The 13,427-nt window shown below is 57.8% G+C and carries 13 protein-coding genes; 9 read left to right on the top strand and 4 right to left on the bottom strand.

Translation table 11 applies throughout. From position 1 onward, the window contains the following. Positions 1-12: 12 nt before the first annotated feature. Positions 13-381 carry a flagellar motor switch protein FliN gene (gene fliN, locus AC8GFZ_RS00740; RefSeq protein ID WP_506641347.1) on the top strand — a complete coding sequence of 123 codons (369 nt, stop codon included), beginning with the start codon at positions 13-15 and terminating at the stop codon, positions 379-381. Between the two features lie 118 nt (positions 382-499). On the opposite strand, the gene AC8GFZ_RS00735 is transcribed toward fliN, so the two are convergent. Both AC8GFZ_RS00735 and AC8GFZ_RS00730 read right to left on the bottom strand, forming a co-directional pair. Then, positions 500-1,705, bottom strand: coding sequence for a carbonic anhydrase (locus AC8GFZ_RS00735; RefSeq protein ID WP_506641345.1), 1,206 nt, complete (start codon positions 1,703-1,705; stop codon positions 500-502). Between the two features lie 167 nt (positions 1,706-1,872). Beyond that, the gene (locus AC8GFZ_RS00730) at positions 1,873-2,256 is read right to left on the bottom strand and encodes a cupin domain-containing protein (protein WP_506641343.1); all 384 of its coding nucleotides are present in this window, start codon (positions 2,254-2,256) and stop codon (positions 1,873-1,875) included. 111 nt (positions 2,257-2,367) lie between these two features. Between AC8GFZ_RS00730 and miaB the strand changes: the two genes are divergently transcribed. Next, positions 2,368-3,714 (top strand): tRNA (N6-isopentenyl adenosine(37)-C2)-methylthiotransferase MiaB, encoded by a 1,347-nt coding sequence (miaB, locus tag AC8GFZ_RS00725; protein WP_506641341.1) that lies wholly within the window; start codon positions 2,368-2,370, stop codon positions 3,712-3,714. A 25-nt stretch (positions 3,715-3,739) separates the two neighbouring features. On the opposite strand, the gene ffh is transcribed toward miaB, so the two are convergent. After that, complete coding sequence (gene ffh, locus AC8GFZ_RS00720) at positions 3,740-5,113, bottom strand: signal recognition particle protein (RefSeq protein ID WP_506641339.1); 1,374 nt, start codon at positions 5,111-5,113, stop codon at positions 3,740-3,742. A 90-nt stretch (positions 5,114-5,203) separates the two neighbouring features. Here ffh and AC8GFZ_RS00715 point away from each other — a divergent pair, with 90 nt between their 5' ends. The 7 genes from AC8GFZ_RS00715 (at position 5,204) to AC8GFZ_RS00685 (ending at position 12,509) form a co-directional block, all read left to right on the top strand. Continuing rightward, on the top strand, positions 5,204-6,019 hold the full coding sequence (locus AC8GFZ_RS00715; RefSeq protein ID WP_506641337.1) for a cytochrome C assembly family protein: 816 nt from the start codon (positions 5,204-5,206) through the stop codon (positions 6,017-6,019). Beyond that, on the top strand, positions 6,016-6,237 hold the full coding sequence (locus AC8GFZ_RS00710) for a PP0621 family protein (protein WP_506641335.1): 222 nt from the start codon (positions 6,016-6,018) through the stop codon (positions 6,235-6,237). The genes AC8GFZ_RS00715 and AC8GFZ_RS00710 overlap by 4 nt, the downstream gene beginning before the upstream one ends. Before the next feature lie 3 nt (positions 6,238-6,240). Continuing rightward, entirely contained in the window at positions 6,241-6,822 is a 582-nt protein-coding gene (ampD, locus tag AC8GFZ_RS00705; protein ID WP_506641333.1) for a 1,6-anhydro-N-acetylmuramyl-L-alanine amidase AmpD, read from the top strand. 346 nt (positions 6,823-7,168) lie between these two features. Beyond that, positions 7,169-10,069: a ribonucleoside-diphosphate reductase subunit alpha gene (locus AC8GFZ_RS00700; RefSeq protein WP_506641331.1), complete on the top strand. Its 2,901-nt coding sequence runs from the start codon at positions 7,169-7,171 to the stop codon at positions 10,067-10,069. A 132-nt stretch (positions 10,070-10,201) separates the two neighbouring features. Then, positions 10,202-11,413 (top strand): ribonucleotide-diphosphate reductase subunit beta, encoded by a 1,212-nt coding sequence (locus AC8GFZ_RS00695; protein ID WP_506641329.1) that lies wholly within the window; start codon positions 10,202-10,204, stop codon positions 11,411-11,413. A 193-nt stretch (positions 11,414-11,606) separates the two neighbouring features. After that, positions 11,607-12,110: a histone H1-like DNA-binding protein gene (locus tag AC8GFZ_RS00690; protein WP_506641327.1), complete on the top strand. Its 504-nt coding sequence runs from the start codon at positions 11,607-11,609 to the stop codon at positions 12,108-12,110. Positions 12,111-12,197: 87 nt separating this feature from the next. Beyond that, on the top strand, positions 12,198-12,509 hold the full coding sequence (locus AC8GFZ_RS00685; protein WP_506641325.1) for a DUF167 domain-containing protein: 312 nt from the start codon (positions 12,198-12,200) through the stop codon (positions 12,507-12,509). Here AC8GFZ_RS00685 and AC8GFZ_RS00680 read toward each other — a convergent pair whose 3' ends face one another. Continuing rightward, positions 12,510-13,421 carry a carbohydrate kinase family protein gene (locus AC8GFZ_RS00680; protein WP_506641323.1) on the bottom strand — a complete coding sequence of 304 codons (912 nt, stop codon included), beginning with the start codon at positions 13,419-13,421 and terminating at the stop codon, positions 12,510-12,512. Between the last annotated feature and the right edge of the window lie 6 nt (positions 13,422-13,427).

Here is a 13,427-nt window from a genome sequence, read left to right as displayed (position 1 = left end):
CAGGAAAAAACCATGAGCGACGCCACAGACACCCCAGAGTCCAACCCAGCCGAAGCGATTTCTGCATCGCCTGCCGCACTGGACGGTCCGTCCGCAGAGGACTTCAAGTACAGCCACCCAGGCAATATCAACGCCGATGTGCTGCAAAACATCTCTGTTTCGCTGTCCATTGAGGTGGGCCGGGCCCAAATCAAGATCAAGGATTTGATGCGCCTGACACAAGGCAGCGTGGTCGAGCTTGACCGCATCGCTGGCGAACCCTTGGACCTGTTGGTCAACAACACCGTGGTTGCCCAAGGCGAGGTGGTGTTGGTCAACGACCGCTACGGCATTCGGCTCACCCGCGTGGTGCCATCCACCGACCGCCTGAAAACCATTTAACTTCTTGCACGCGTGAAAAAGCCACCTTGTGAGGTGGCTTTTTGCTGTGCCCCAAAACCAAACGCCTGCTCAAAGCAGGCGTTGGTGTTTCGAAGCCCTGCGCGCAGGGCCCGATTCATCAGTTGGCGCCGATTTTGCGGCCGTTCAGAGGCTGCACCGGTCGGGCATTCATCTTGAAGGGGAACTTGGCCACCTGGGCTTTGGAGATGTCCACCGGTGTTTTCAGGATGTAGAAGTTCACCCCTTCCGTGCACGGCGGCGTGGTCAGTGAACCCTCGTAGGCATAGTGGGTCAAGGCTGAGGGAATCAGCTTGCCCGGGTCGAAGCTGATTTTGTCGAGCTTGACCTCGGGGCCTTCTTTGGCCGGTGCGTTGTCCCACAGCACGTTGATCGCGTCGTTGTCTTTGCCCTCTTTGAGCAAGACACCAATCACCGCCAGCTTGCCGGCTTTGCTCTTGTGCACAAAGTGGGCCACCATGGCCATGGGTTTGCCGTCGACCTTTTCTTCACTGGGGCGGTGAAAGTGAAATTGCAGCAAATCAAACACCTCGCCATTGATTTTGGCCGTGCTGCCAGGGGGAATATTGACTTGAATGGTGTGGCCATTGTTGAGCATTCGCAAAGGGCCAGTTTTGTAGCTGACTTCCAAGCTGTCCTTGGATTTTTCAAATGGCCCAACGATGTTCAAGGGGGACTGTTTTTTGCCGTTGGCGCAGGTGGGGAACTCTTTGCCCCAGTTTTCTGGGCCCATTTCGCCCTCGTAGCCCCAATGGGGTGCACCGCCATGCCCGCCTTTGCCATGTTTTTCTTCACCCTTGCCTGGGGCACAGTCGGCCAATACCGTGATTTTTTCGCCCGCAGCGACCAAGGCGTTTTGCGCCGCGCACACGGCATTCAGGCGGCTGGACCAATCTGCCATCTCCAAGGCCTTGTTGAACGCGTTGACGGTTTCGGGATCTTTGGGTCCATTGGTCAACAAACGCACAGCGCCCAAGCTGAGTTGGCGCTCAGCGCTCAAGCCGGTTTTCAATCCCTTGTAGATGCCTTCGATGTCGCCCAGCAAGACGCCATTGGCAAAAGCGGCCTTGACCGCTTCCAGTTCGCGCGCCTTGGCGGCGAGGTCCTTGACTTTGGCCTCAGCTTCGTTCAGTTCTTCGCTGGTTTTGGCCAGCTCTTCCTTGGCCTCCTCCAAGCTTTCAACCACCTCGCTCAACTCAAGGGAGACGTGTTTTTTGCCAGAAAAATTCATGTAGCCAAAGGCACCTGCAGCCACCAGCAACAGCCCCAGCAGGATTTCAATCAATAAACGCAAATACTTTTTCATGGTGAATCACACTCCAGTCGAGAAGCTCAAAAAAGGTCAACGCATGGTCGACACCCAAGCGCACAGAAAGCCTGTCGCCTTTGGTTGGTGTGAGAGTATCGGTGCGAAAGGGCCCGGACTTGAGGCCGCATGCGCAGAAGTCGCGCAAATGAGATCTTATGGCCTACTTAGCCGCGCACAAACAAAGTCACCAGCGGGTCTGGGCCCCGCTGACAACTCCAATGCCCATGCACCTGGGCATCAAACACAGCACCCTCGGGCAGCAAATCGGCAGAATAAAAATGCTGCCCCGGGTTGAAGATGCGCGAACTGCCATCTTGCAGGCCAATCTCCATTTGCCCCTCTAATATAAAGACCCACTGGGGATGCGAGCTGACATGAAAAACACTGCGAAAGCCCACCGGGCTTTCGCGCAACTGATAGCCGCCACTGGCCATGAGGCCAGACAATCGCGACTGCGGCGTGCCCTGGTCCAGGGCCAAGACCTGCTCGCGAAAACGCGCACGCCCATCGGTGTCGGTGAACAAAATGGTTTGTGTGAAAGTGCTCATGGCGTTGATCATAAAGGCTGGGCCGAGCGGCACTTACAATCTGACCTCCTTTCACAGCCTCTGGATTGACACCATGAACCGCTGCATCTGGGCTTGCGCCCCCATTGCGCCATGAGCCCCAAAGTCTTCATCAAAACCTTCGGTTGCCAAATGAACGAGTACGACTCGGACAAAATGGCCGATGTGTTGCACCAAGCCCAAGGCTATGAAACCACCGATGATGTGGAACAAGCCGATTTGATTGTCTTCAACACCTGCTCGGTGCGCGAGAAGGCCCAAGAAAAAGTGTTTTCCGACCTGGGACGGGTCAAGCACTTGGCCAAAAAAGGGGTGCGCATTGCGGTGGGCGGTTGTGTGGCCAGCCAAGAAGGGGCCGCCATCATCGCCCGCGCGCCCTATGTGGACGTGGTGTTTGGGCCGCAAACCTTGCACCGCTTGCCTCAGCTGCTCGACCAGCGGCGCGATTTGGCCAAGCCCCAGGTTGATATCCGATTCCCTGAGATCGAAAAGTTCGATCACCTGCCACCCGCACGGGTGACTGGCGCCTCGGCTTTTGTCAGCATCATGGAGGGTTGCTCTAAATATTGCAGCTATTGCGTGGTGCCCTATACCCGGGGCGAAGAAGTGAACCGACCGCTGGACGATGTGCTGGTCGAGGTGGCTGGCTTGGCCGCACAAGGGGTCAAAGAAGTGACCTTGTTGGGCCAAAACGTCAACGCCTACCGCGGGGCCATGGGGGCCACCAGCGACATCGCCGACTTTGCTCTGCTGATTGAATATGTGGCCGACATCCCGGGGATCGAGCGCATCCGTTACACCACCAGTCACCCCAACGAATTCACCCAGCGCCTGATCGATGTGTACGCCCAAGTGCCGCAATTGGTCAGCCACCTGCATTTGCCGGTTCAACACGGGTCAGACCGCATCTTGATGGCGATGAAGCGCGGCTACACCGCCATGGAATACAAGAGCACGATTCGCAAGTTGCGCGCCATCCGCCCGGATTTATCCATGAGCAGCGACTTCATCGTCGGCTTTCCCGGCGAGACCGAGGAAGACTTTCAAAAGATGATGAAGCTCATCGATGACGTGGGTTTTGACAGCTCATTTAGCTTCATCTTCAGCCCGCGACCGGGCACGCCCGCCGCGGCCTTGCACGACGAGACGCCGCATGCGGTGAAATTGGCGCGGTTGCAACACCTGCAAGCGCGCATCGAAGAGAACGTGCAAGCCATCAGTGCCAGCCGGGTGGGCACGGTGCAGCGCATCTTGGTCGAGGGTCCGGCGCGAAAACCTGGGTTGAGCGGGCCGCAGTCGATGGGCCGAACGGTGTGCAACCGGATTGTGAATTTCCCCAGCGGGCCCGATCACGCCAGGCTGGTGGGGCAGATGATCGATGTGCGCATCACCGAGGCCTTGCCCCACTCCTTGCGCGGTGAAGTGCTGACGACAGATTGAGCCGGGGCTCTCCCCAGCCAAGTTCTCAGCGGGGCATGCCGGGAAAGCCGCCCATGCCTTTCATGCCGCCCAACTTTTTCATCATCTTCATCATGCCGCCGCCGCGCATTTTTTTCATCATGTCTTGCATCTGGGCAAACTCATTGAGCAAGCGGTTGACTTCTTGCACCTGAACCCCCGCCCCAGCGGCGATGCGGCGCTTGCGGGTGGCCTTGATCAAATCCGGGTGGGTGCGCTCGCGCGGCGTCATGCTGTGGATGATGCCTTGTTTGCGGTTCATTTCTTTTTCCGCCCGGTTCAGGTCGATGGCACCGGCCTTGGCGGTCAACTGCGAGGGCAGTTTGTCCATCATGCTGGCCAAGCCGCCCATTTGTTTCATTTGCTGCAATTGGGCCAAAAAATCGTTCAGGTCAAAGCCCGCACCTGACTTGACCTTGGCGGCCATTTGTTGGGCAGCTTGCATGTCGACACCGGCAGTGACTTGTTCGACCAAAGCAACGATATCGCCCATGCCCAAAATGCGGCCAGCATGGCGCTGGGCATCAAACACCTCCAGACCATCTATTTTTTCGCTGGTGCCGGCAAATTTGATGGGCGCGCCGGTGATCTGACGCACCGACAAAGCCGCGCCGCCGCGCGCATCGCCGTCGGTTTTGGTCAACACGATGCCCGTCAGTGGCAAGGCCTCATGAAAAGCACGGGCGGTGTTGACCGCATCTTGGCCCTGCATGGCATCCACCACAAACAAGGTCTCGACCGGGTTCAGGGCCTGGTGCAGTTGCTGGATTTCCAGCATCAAGGCTTCATCGATGGCTAAGCGGCCGGCCGTGTCAACGAGCAACACATCAAAGTAATGTCGCTGGGCATGCTCCAGCGCAGCCATCACGATGTCCACTGGTTTTTGCCCCACTGCACTGGGAAACCACTCCGCTTGGGCTTGGGCCGAAACCGTTTTGAGCTGCTCAATGGCCGCCGGTCGATACACGTCGGCCGAAACCGTGAGCACCTTTTTTTTGCGCTTCAAAATCAAATGGCGCGCCAGCTTGGCCGTGGTGGTGGTTTTGCCAGCGCCTTGCAAGCCCGCCATCAAAATGACCGCCGGTGGTTGGGCCGCCAAATTGATATCGGCCACGCCCTCGCCCATGGTGGCGGCCAACTCGCGGTGCACCAGGCCGACCAAGGCCTGACCCGGTGTGAGCGAGCCCACCACCTCTTGGCCCAGGGCTTTGTCTTTGACCCGGGCAATGAACTCGCGCACCACGGGCAGCGCCACATCGGCCTCGAGCAAAGCCATGCGCACCTCGCGCAACATGTCGGCGACATTGGACTCGGTGATGCGGGCCTGACCACTGAGGTGCTTGACCAGTTTGGAAAGCTTGTCGGAAAGTGCGGTGGCCATGGGGATTCGCTGCAAAGCGGTTGGATGAAGGACCCAAGGGGCCGAAACAAAGCGCAGCGCAGGCTTTGGGCAAAACGCTAAACTCAGGCGATGATTTTACCTGCCGAACTTTCCCTGAACTGGGTGCTCAGTGCTGTGGCGGTGCTGTTGTACGCGGCCAGCGCGCTCTTGGGCCAGCAATTGGGTGTGGCCAACAGCCGGCGCATGCTCTCTGTGGCTTGGGGCACCCATGCCTGGGCCTGGGTCAGCGGGCTCATGGGCATTGGCGACAGCACGGGCCCACACTTTGGTTTTGCCCCTGCGTTGTCGGTGACTTGCTGGCTGGTCATGGCCTTTTATGCCCTGGAGCAACGCTGGGTACCCCAAGTGCGATCGCGCGGGGCTTTGGGTGGCCTGGGCGCCGCAGTGCTGCTGCTGACCATGGCATTTCCTGGCAAAGCCATGAATGTCAACGCCTCCGCCTGGTTGCCCCTGCACTGGGCGTTTGGCTTGGCTTCATATGGTTTGTTTGGCGCTGCTGTGGTGCATGCAGCGCTGATGACGCGTGCCGAGCGGCTAATGCGCTCGGCTGCTGATGCCAACATTGGCATGCCTTTGCTCACCTTGGAGCGGCTGACATTCAGGTTTGTCGGCGCAGGTTTTGTGCTTCTCAGTGCGACCTTGCTGGCCGGCTGGTGGTTTGGCGAGCAGTTGTACGGTTCGGACCACACTTGGCGCTGGGACCACAAAACGATTTTTTCGCTGCTGTCGTGGTTGTGCTTTGCCACTTTGTTGTTTGGCCGCACCCAACTGGGTTGGCGTGGTCGTACCGCCGTGCGGGTCCTTTACGCAGGAACCGGCCTGCTGCTGCTGGCCTATGTGGGTTCGCGCTTTGTGCTGGAGGTGATTTTGGGTCGCCTCGGATGAAATTTTTGCTGCTGCTGGTGGTGGTGTTGGTCGGCGCTGTGTGGTGGCGTCTCCAAAAACGCGGTAAAAAACCGTCCTCGCCTCCCACGGAGAACCCTTCGACCGAACGCATGGTGCATTGCGAACGCTGTGGGCTGCATTTGCCACAAACCGACGCCATCGCTGCCGACGGCGTCTTTTTTTGCAGCAAAGAACACCAGCTGCGTAACGGCGCATGACGCATGCTTGAGCACCCAGCACACCCCCTGTGGGCACAAGGCTGGTATCGATACGCGCGCCGCTGCCCATCGCCCAACTTTGGACCCAGGCCCATCGGCATGCCCATCGATTTGGTGGTGGTGCATGCCATCAGCCTGCCACCGGGAGAATATGGGTCCTCGCATGTGTTGGATTTGTTCACCAATCAACTGGCCATCCACAAACACCCTTACTTTGAAAACTTGCAAGGTCTGCAGGTTTCGGCCCATTTTTTCATTCGCCGACAAGGCCAGTTGTGGCAATTGGTCAGTTGCGATGACCGGGCTTGGCATGCCGGGGTGTCTCGCTTCAACGGTCAAGACAATTGCAACGATTTCTCCGTTGGCATAGAAATGGAAGGCTTGGATGGCCAAACTTTTGAAGCCAGCCAATACGAAACCCTGAGCACCCTGTGTGCCGCGCTGGCCGACAACTATCCGATTGCACACATCAGAGGCCACGAACACATCGCTGCGGGCCGCAAACAAGACCCCGGCCCGGGTTTTGATTGGGCGCATTTGCAACAACACTTGGGTTGGCAGGCGTCACGATTTCCCAGCCCGTGACCATGCTGGGGCGCCCAACACGGGGCGCATGCGTTTTTTCTTTAACACATAAATACGTTGCTGCAATGCAAAAACGCAGCGGAATTCGCAAGCGGCCACTTTTTTTCACCCCATCGCCACACAAATCCTCAGCGCGCACCATGTCCATCTTTGCCCACTTGCAAGCTTCAGGCGCGTCTCGTGCAAGAAAATTCAAAAAAGTTGCAAAACACTACCAATAGCGTATTGAAAAGCCTCCAGACCCCAGATATAGTGTGTGCTGGTTTGGTTCCCTCGGGGCATCTGGCTTGTTGAAGCCGCCGCAAAACCAGATCAAGAATCAATAAACACAAGGAAAGTCTTTCCCATGCAACTCGCAGAGACATCGCTCGCAGTCCAACGCCAGAGCAGCCCGTCCTCTCCCCCTCAGCCAAACCTGACGCCCACAAGCCTGCCGCTGAGCCATTACCAAATCATTCGCCGCAATGGTGCCGTGGTGCCCTTTGAGCCCACCAAGATCGCGGTTGCGCTGATGAAAGCCTTTTTGGCGGTACATGGCACGCAAGGTGCCGCTTCTGCCAGCGTGCGCGAAACCGTCGACGGCCTGACCCAGTCGGTGGTGCGCGCCCTGATGCGCTCGCGCCCGGGCGGCGGCACCTTTCACATCGAAGACGTGCAAGACCAAGTCGAATTGGGCTTGATGCGCAGCGGCCACCACGAAGTCGCACGCGCCTATGTGCTTTACCGCGAGCGCCGCTCCAGCGAACGCGCGGCGCAGCAAGAGCAAGCCGCACCTGGGGCGCCCGCTTTGCATGTGACCGACAACGGGCAGCGCGTGTCCTTGGACTTGCAGCGCATGCAACAAATCATTGCGGCGGCCTGCCAAGGTTTGGGCCAGGACGTCAAGCCCGAGCCGATCGTGGCTGAGACCATGCGCAACCTGTATGACGGCGTCCCCATCGAAGAGGTCTACAAAGCCGCCATCTTGGCCGCTCGCACGCTGATTGAAAAAGACCCCGACTACACCTACGCCACGGCGCGCTTGTTGATGCACACCATCGCCAAAGAAGTTTTTGGCACCGAGGTGACGCAAGCGGAGATGGGGCAACACTATCAAGAGAACTTCCCTGCCCTGATTAAAAAAGGCGTTGACAACGACTTGCTGGACCCGCGCATGGCGCAATTTGACTTGCCGCGCCTGGCCGCGGCACTCAAGGCTGAGCGCGATCTGCAGTTTGACTACCTCGGGCTGCAAACCCTTTATGACCGTTATTTCTTGCACGTGCGCAAAAGCCGCATCGAGCTGCCACAGTCATTTTTCATGCGGGTGGCCATGGGCCTGTCGCTCAATGAGATCGACCGCGAAGCCCGTGCCATCGAGTTCTATGAGGTGCTGTCGTCCTTTGACTTCATGTCCAGCACCCCCACTTTGTTCAACAGCGGCACCTTGCGCTCACAGCTGTCGAGCTGCTACCTGACCACCGTGCCCGACGATTTGGACGGCATTTACGAATCCATCAAAGAAAACGCTTTGTTGTCCAAATTTGCGGGCGGCCTGGGCAACGACTGGACCCGTGTGCGCGCCCTGGGTTCGCACATCAAGGGCACCAACGGTGAGTCGCAAGGCGTGGTCCCATTCCTCAAAGTGGTTAACGACACCGCTGTGGCTGTCAACCAAGGCGGCAAGCGCAAAGGCGCCGTGTGCACCTATTTGGAAACCTGGCACCTGGACATTGAGGAGTTCTTGGAGCTTCGCAAAAACACCGGCGACGATCGCCGCCGCACCCATGACATGAACACCGCCAACTGGATTCCTGACCTGTTCATGCGCCGGGTGATGGAAAAGGGTGACTGGACGCTGTTCTCGCCGTCCGACGTGCCCGATCTGCACGACTTGTTTGGCGCGGCTTTCGAAAAAGCCTATGTGGCCTATGAAGCCCGCGCCGAACGCGGCGACATCAAACCCAGCCGCAAAGTGCCAGCCGCCGACCTGTGGCGCAAGATGCTGACCATGTTGTTTGAGACCGGGCACCCTTGGATCACCTTCAAGGACGCCTGCAATGTGCGCTCACCCCAACAGCACGCCGGCGTGGTGCACTCATCCAATCTGTGCACCGAGATCACCCTCAACACCAGCGACACCGAAACCGCGGTGTGCAATTTGGGCTCGATCAACTTGCTGCAACACCTGAACAATGGCCAAGTCGATCATGACAAGCTCAAGCGCACCATTGGCACGGCCATGCGCATGCTCGACAACGTGATTGACATCAACTACTACGCAGTGAAAAAGGCGCGCGATTCCAATCTGCGCCACCGCCCCGTGGGTCTGGGCGTGATGTCATTTCAAGACAGCCTGTACGCTTTGCGCATTCCCTACGGCTCGCAAGCCGCGGTGGAATTTGCCGACACCTCGATGGAGGCTATTTGCTATTACGCCTATTGGGCATCCACCGAGTTGGCCCGTGAGCGTGGCAAATACTCCAGCTTCAAGGGTTCGCTCTGGGATCAAGGTGTTTTGCCGCCCGATACCTTGGACATGCTGGCCAAAGAGCGCGGTGGCTATGTCGAAGTCGATCGAAAAGCCACGCTGGATTGGGATGCCTTGCGCCGCAAAATTGCCGCCGATGGCATGCGCAACTCCAACTGCGTGGCCATCGCCCCCACCGCCACCATCTCCAACATCATTGGCGTGGACGCCTCCATCGAACCCAGCTTTGGCAACTTGTCCGTCAAGTCCAACTTGTCTGGTGAGTTCACCGTGATCAATGCCTACCTGGTGCGCGACCTCAAGCGCCTGGGCCTCTGGGACGACGTGATGGTCATGGACCTCAAGCACTTTGACGGTTCGCTGCGCCCCATCGACCGGGTGCCCCAAGACATCAAGGCCCAATACGCAACCGCCTTTGAGATCGAGCCCCAATGGTTGGTTGAGGCCGCAGCGCGGCGTCAAAAGTGGATCGACCAAGCCCAATCGCTCAACATCTACATGGCGGGTGCATCGGGTAAAAAACTCGACGAGACCTACAAGCTGGCTTGGTTGCGCGGTCTCAAAACCACTTACTATTTGCGCACCTCCAGTGCCACCCAGGCTGAAAAGTCCACGGTGCAGTCGGGAAGCCATAACGCCGTGTCCTCGTCTCAGGGCACCGGCATGAGCGCGATGGAAGCGGCCGCCGCTGCAGCGCGCGCTCAAATGAGCGACGTGCCCGCCACAGACATCAAGTTTTGTGGGGTTGACGACCCCACTTGCGAAGCTTGTCAGTGATTTTTCACGCATGGCATCGAAGCGCGACAACGTGCTTCGATGCAATTGAACAACACCTTTCACGAACGAAGTGAACGAGTGCTTCCCTTTTTTAGCAACTGAACGCATAATTAACCGAATGGAAATCCTCCTATGTTGACCTGGGACGAAGAAGTCAAGCCCTCAGCGCCATCGCCTCTTGCCAGCGGCCTCTCTGCCCGCTCAATGGACATCCCACCCCTGAACCATTCTGGTTTGCACGGTGCGCAGGCCGCTCCGACCCACCTGAATGATGGCGCACCGGTACCGGTCGCTGTTGCCAGCACACCCAAAGTGAGTGCCCCGGCCCGCCGCGTGGTGGCTGCTGACAAGCGCATCATCAACGGTCAGACCGATGTGAACCAGTTGGTGCCCTTCAAATACAAATGGGCCTGGGAAAAATACCTCGCCACCTGCGCCAACCACTGGATGCCCCAAGAGGTCAACATGACCCGTGACATCGCTTTGTGGAAAGACCCCAACGGGCTGACCGAAGACGAGCGGCGCATTGTCAAACGCAACCTGGGCTTTTTTGTCACCGCTGACTCACTGGCTGCCAACAACATTGTGTTGGGCACCTACCGCCACATCACGGCCCCAGAGTGCCGACAGTTTTTGCTGCGCCAAGCCTTTGAAGAAGCCATCCACACCCATGCGTACCAGTACATTGTGGAATCTTTGGGTCTGGATGAAAGCGAAATCTTCAACGCCTACAACGAAGTCCAATCCATTCGCGACAAAGACCAGTTCCTGATCCCCTTCATCGAAGCGATCATGGATCCGAACTTCCACACCGGAACCCCTGAGACCGATCAAACCCTGCTCAAAAGCTTGATCGTGTTTGCTTGCCTGATGGAGGGCTTGTTCTTCTATGTGGGCTTCACCCAAATTTTGGCCCTGGGTCGCCAAAACAAAATGACCGGTGCTGCCGAGCAGTACCAATACATCCTGCGCGACGAGTCCATGCATTGCAACTTTGGCATTGACTTGATCAATCAGCTGAAGCTGGAAAACCCCCACCTGTGGACCAATGAGTTCAAGGAAGAGATCAAGGCCTTGTTCCACAAAGCCGTTGAATTGGAATACCGCTACGCCGAAGACACCATGCCGCGCGGCGTGCTGGGCATGAATGCGTCCATGTTCAAAGGGTATTTGCGCTACATCGCCAACCGCAGGGCCACCCAAATTGGCCTGGAGCCGCTGTTCCCGCATGAGGAAAACCCATTCCCCTGGATGAGCGAGATGATTGACCTCAAGAAAGAGCGCAATTTCTTTGAGACGCGTGTCATTGAATACCAATCGGGTGGTGCCCTGTCTTGGGACTGAGCCACTTGCCGCAACACATGTACCCCATTTGCAAATCTCTCTGCACAAAAAGCCCGCTGGGTTGCAGAGAATTTGCGTTTCGAGTTCATGGCGCTGGACCCGGGTCCAACGCCATGGATCGCTTGGTGTGCCCCCAAAGGCGCACAAAGTGTTTTCCACCCAACGATCTGTTCACTTGATCTAGGAGAACTATATGGCAACTGCAAAAAAATCGGCCACAAAAACCAAGGCCCCCGCAAAGAAAGCCGCAGCCAAAAAGCCGGCAGCAAAGAAAGTAGCAGCGAAGAAGCCCGCCGCCAAGAAGAAACCGGCCGCTAAAAAGCCGGTTGCTAAAAAGGTAGCAGCGAAGAAGCCTGTGGCCAAGAAAGCGGCAGCCAAAAAGCCCGCCGCTAAAAAGCCCATCGCGAAAAAGCCCGCCGCTAAAAAAGCCGCAGCCAAAAAGCCAGCGGCCAAGAAAGTAGCAGCCAAGAAACCTGCTGCCAAAAAGGCTGTCAAGAAGGCCGCTAAAAAAGCCGTCGCCAAGAAAAAGCCGGCCGCGAAAAAGCCTGCTGCTAAAAAAGCTGCCAAAAAGCCGGCAGCGAAGAAAGCCGCGAAAAAGCCTGCTGCCAAAGCGGCGCCAGCCCCTGCGGCACCTGCGGCTCAGACCACTCTGAACCCGCAAGCCGCTTGGCCGTTTCCGACGGCACATAAGCCCTGATCTGCAAAGATCTGGCCAGCGGTTCGCCGCTGCTCAAGCCCGGTGCCCAAAAGCATCGGGCTTTTTATTTGCCCACACCCATCACCGATGAGTTCGCGCCCCACATGGCCTTTTCTGCAATGGCAAGCCAATGGCGATTGCCACATCGATGTCCATGTGGTGCCACATGCGGCACGCACCCACAGCGAAGGATTGTTTGATGGCGCACTGAAGGTGCGTCTGCATGCGCGTCCCGTTGAGGGCCAGGCCAACACAGCCTTGGTGGCATGGTTGGCCTCCAGCCTGGGCATTGCCAAAGGGCACATTCAATGGGTGCGCGGGCAAAACGCCCGGCGCAAACGCTTGTGCATTGGCGCGGCAGCCGCAGCCAACGCGCAATGGGCGGCTTTATTGCTTTGATCAGGGCAAGATCGACGCCACCAAGCCCGCGGGGATTTGATAGTTTTGCGGGCCACGCTGGGCAATCTTCAAGGCGCCCACATGGTTTCCCAGTGCGGCGCAACGTGTGAGCGGCCAGCCTTGTTCCAAGCCAAACAGCAATGCCCCGCGCCAAGCATCGCCACAGCCGGTGGGGTCGACCACCGCTTGGGCCTTGACCGGGGCGACGACGGTTTTTTGGCCACCCTCCCACACTTCGCAACCGTGTGCGCCCAAGGTCACCACCAAGCCACGCACTTGGCGCGATATGTCCGCATGGCTCAAACCGGTGCGGTCGCTGAGCATCTTGCCTTCGTAGTCGTTGACGGTGACCCAATCGGCGTCTTGAATGAATCGGGTCAACTCTTCTCCGTTGAACATCGGCAAACCCTGACCTGGGTCAAACACAAAAGGGATGCCCGCCGCTTTGAACTGTTGCGCATGCTGCAGCATGGCGTCGCGCCCATCGGGGGAGATGATGCCCAAGCGCACGCCTTCGACCGCACCGACTTGGATTTGGTGGGCCAAACCCATCGCACCCGGGTGAAAGGCGGTGATTTGGTTGTTGTCGCGGTCGGTCATGATCATCGCCTGCGCGGTATAGGTACCGGGCATGGTGCGCACCCAACGGGTGTCAATGCCCAGGCTTTGCAAGCGCTCGACGTAGGGGCCGCCGTCGTTGCCCAAAGCCGCCACCGGGTAAGCCTGGCCACCGAGTTGATGCAAGCTGTAAGCGATGTTGCCCGCGCAGCCGCCAAAGTCACGGCGCAAAGCCGGCACCAAAAAAGACACATTCAAAATGTGCAATTGGTCGGGCAAGATTTGCTCGGCAAAGCGCCCTTCAAAATCCATGATGGTGTCAAAAGCCAAGGATCCACAAATCAACGAAGCCATGTTTTC

This window comes from Limnohabitans rimovensis (SeqCode), assembly GCF_965234775.1.
Taxonomy (GTDB): Bacteria; Pseudomonadota; Gammaproteobacteria; order Burkholderiales; family Burkholderiaceae_C; genus Limnohabitans; species Limnohabitans rimovensis.
Note: the sequence above shows the minus strand (reverse complement) of the source record. Positions and strands in the feature narration are given on the sequence as shown.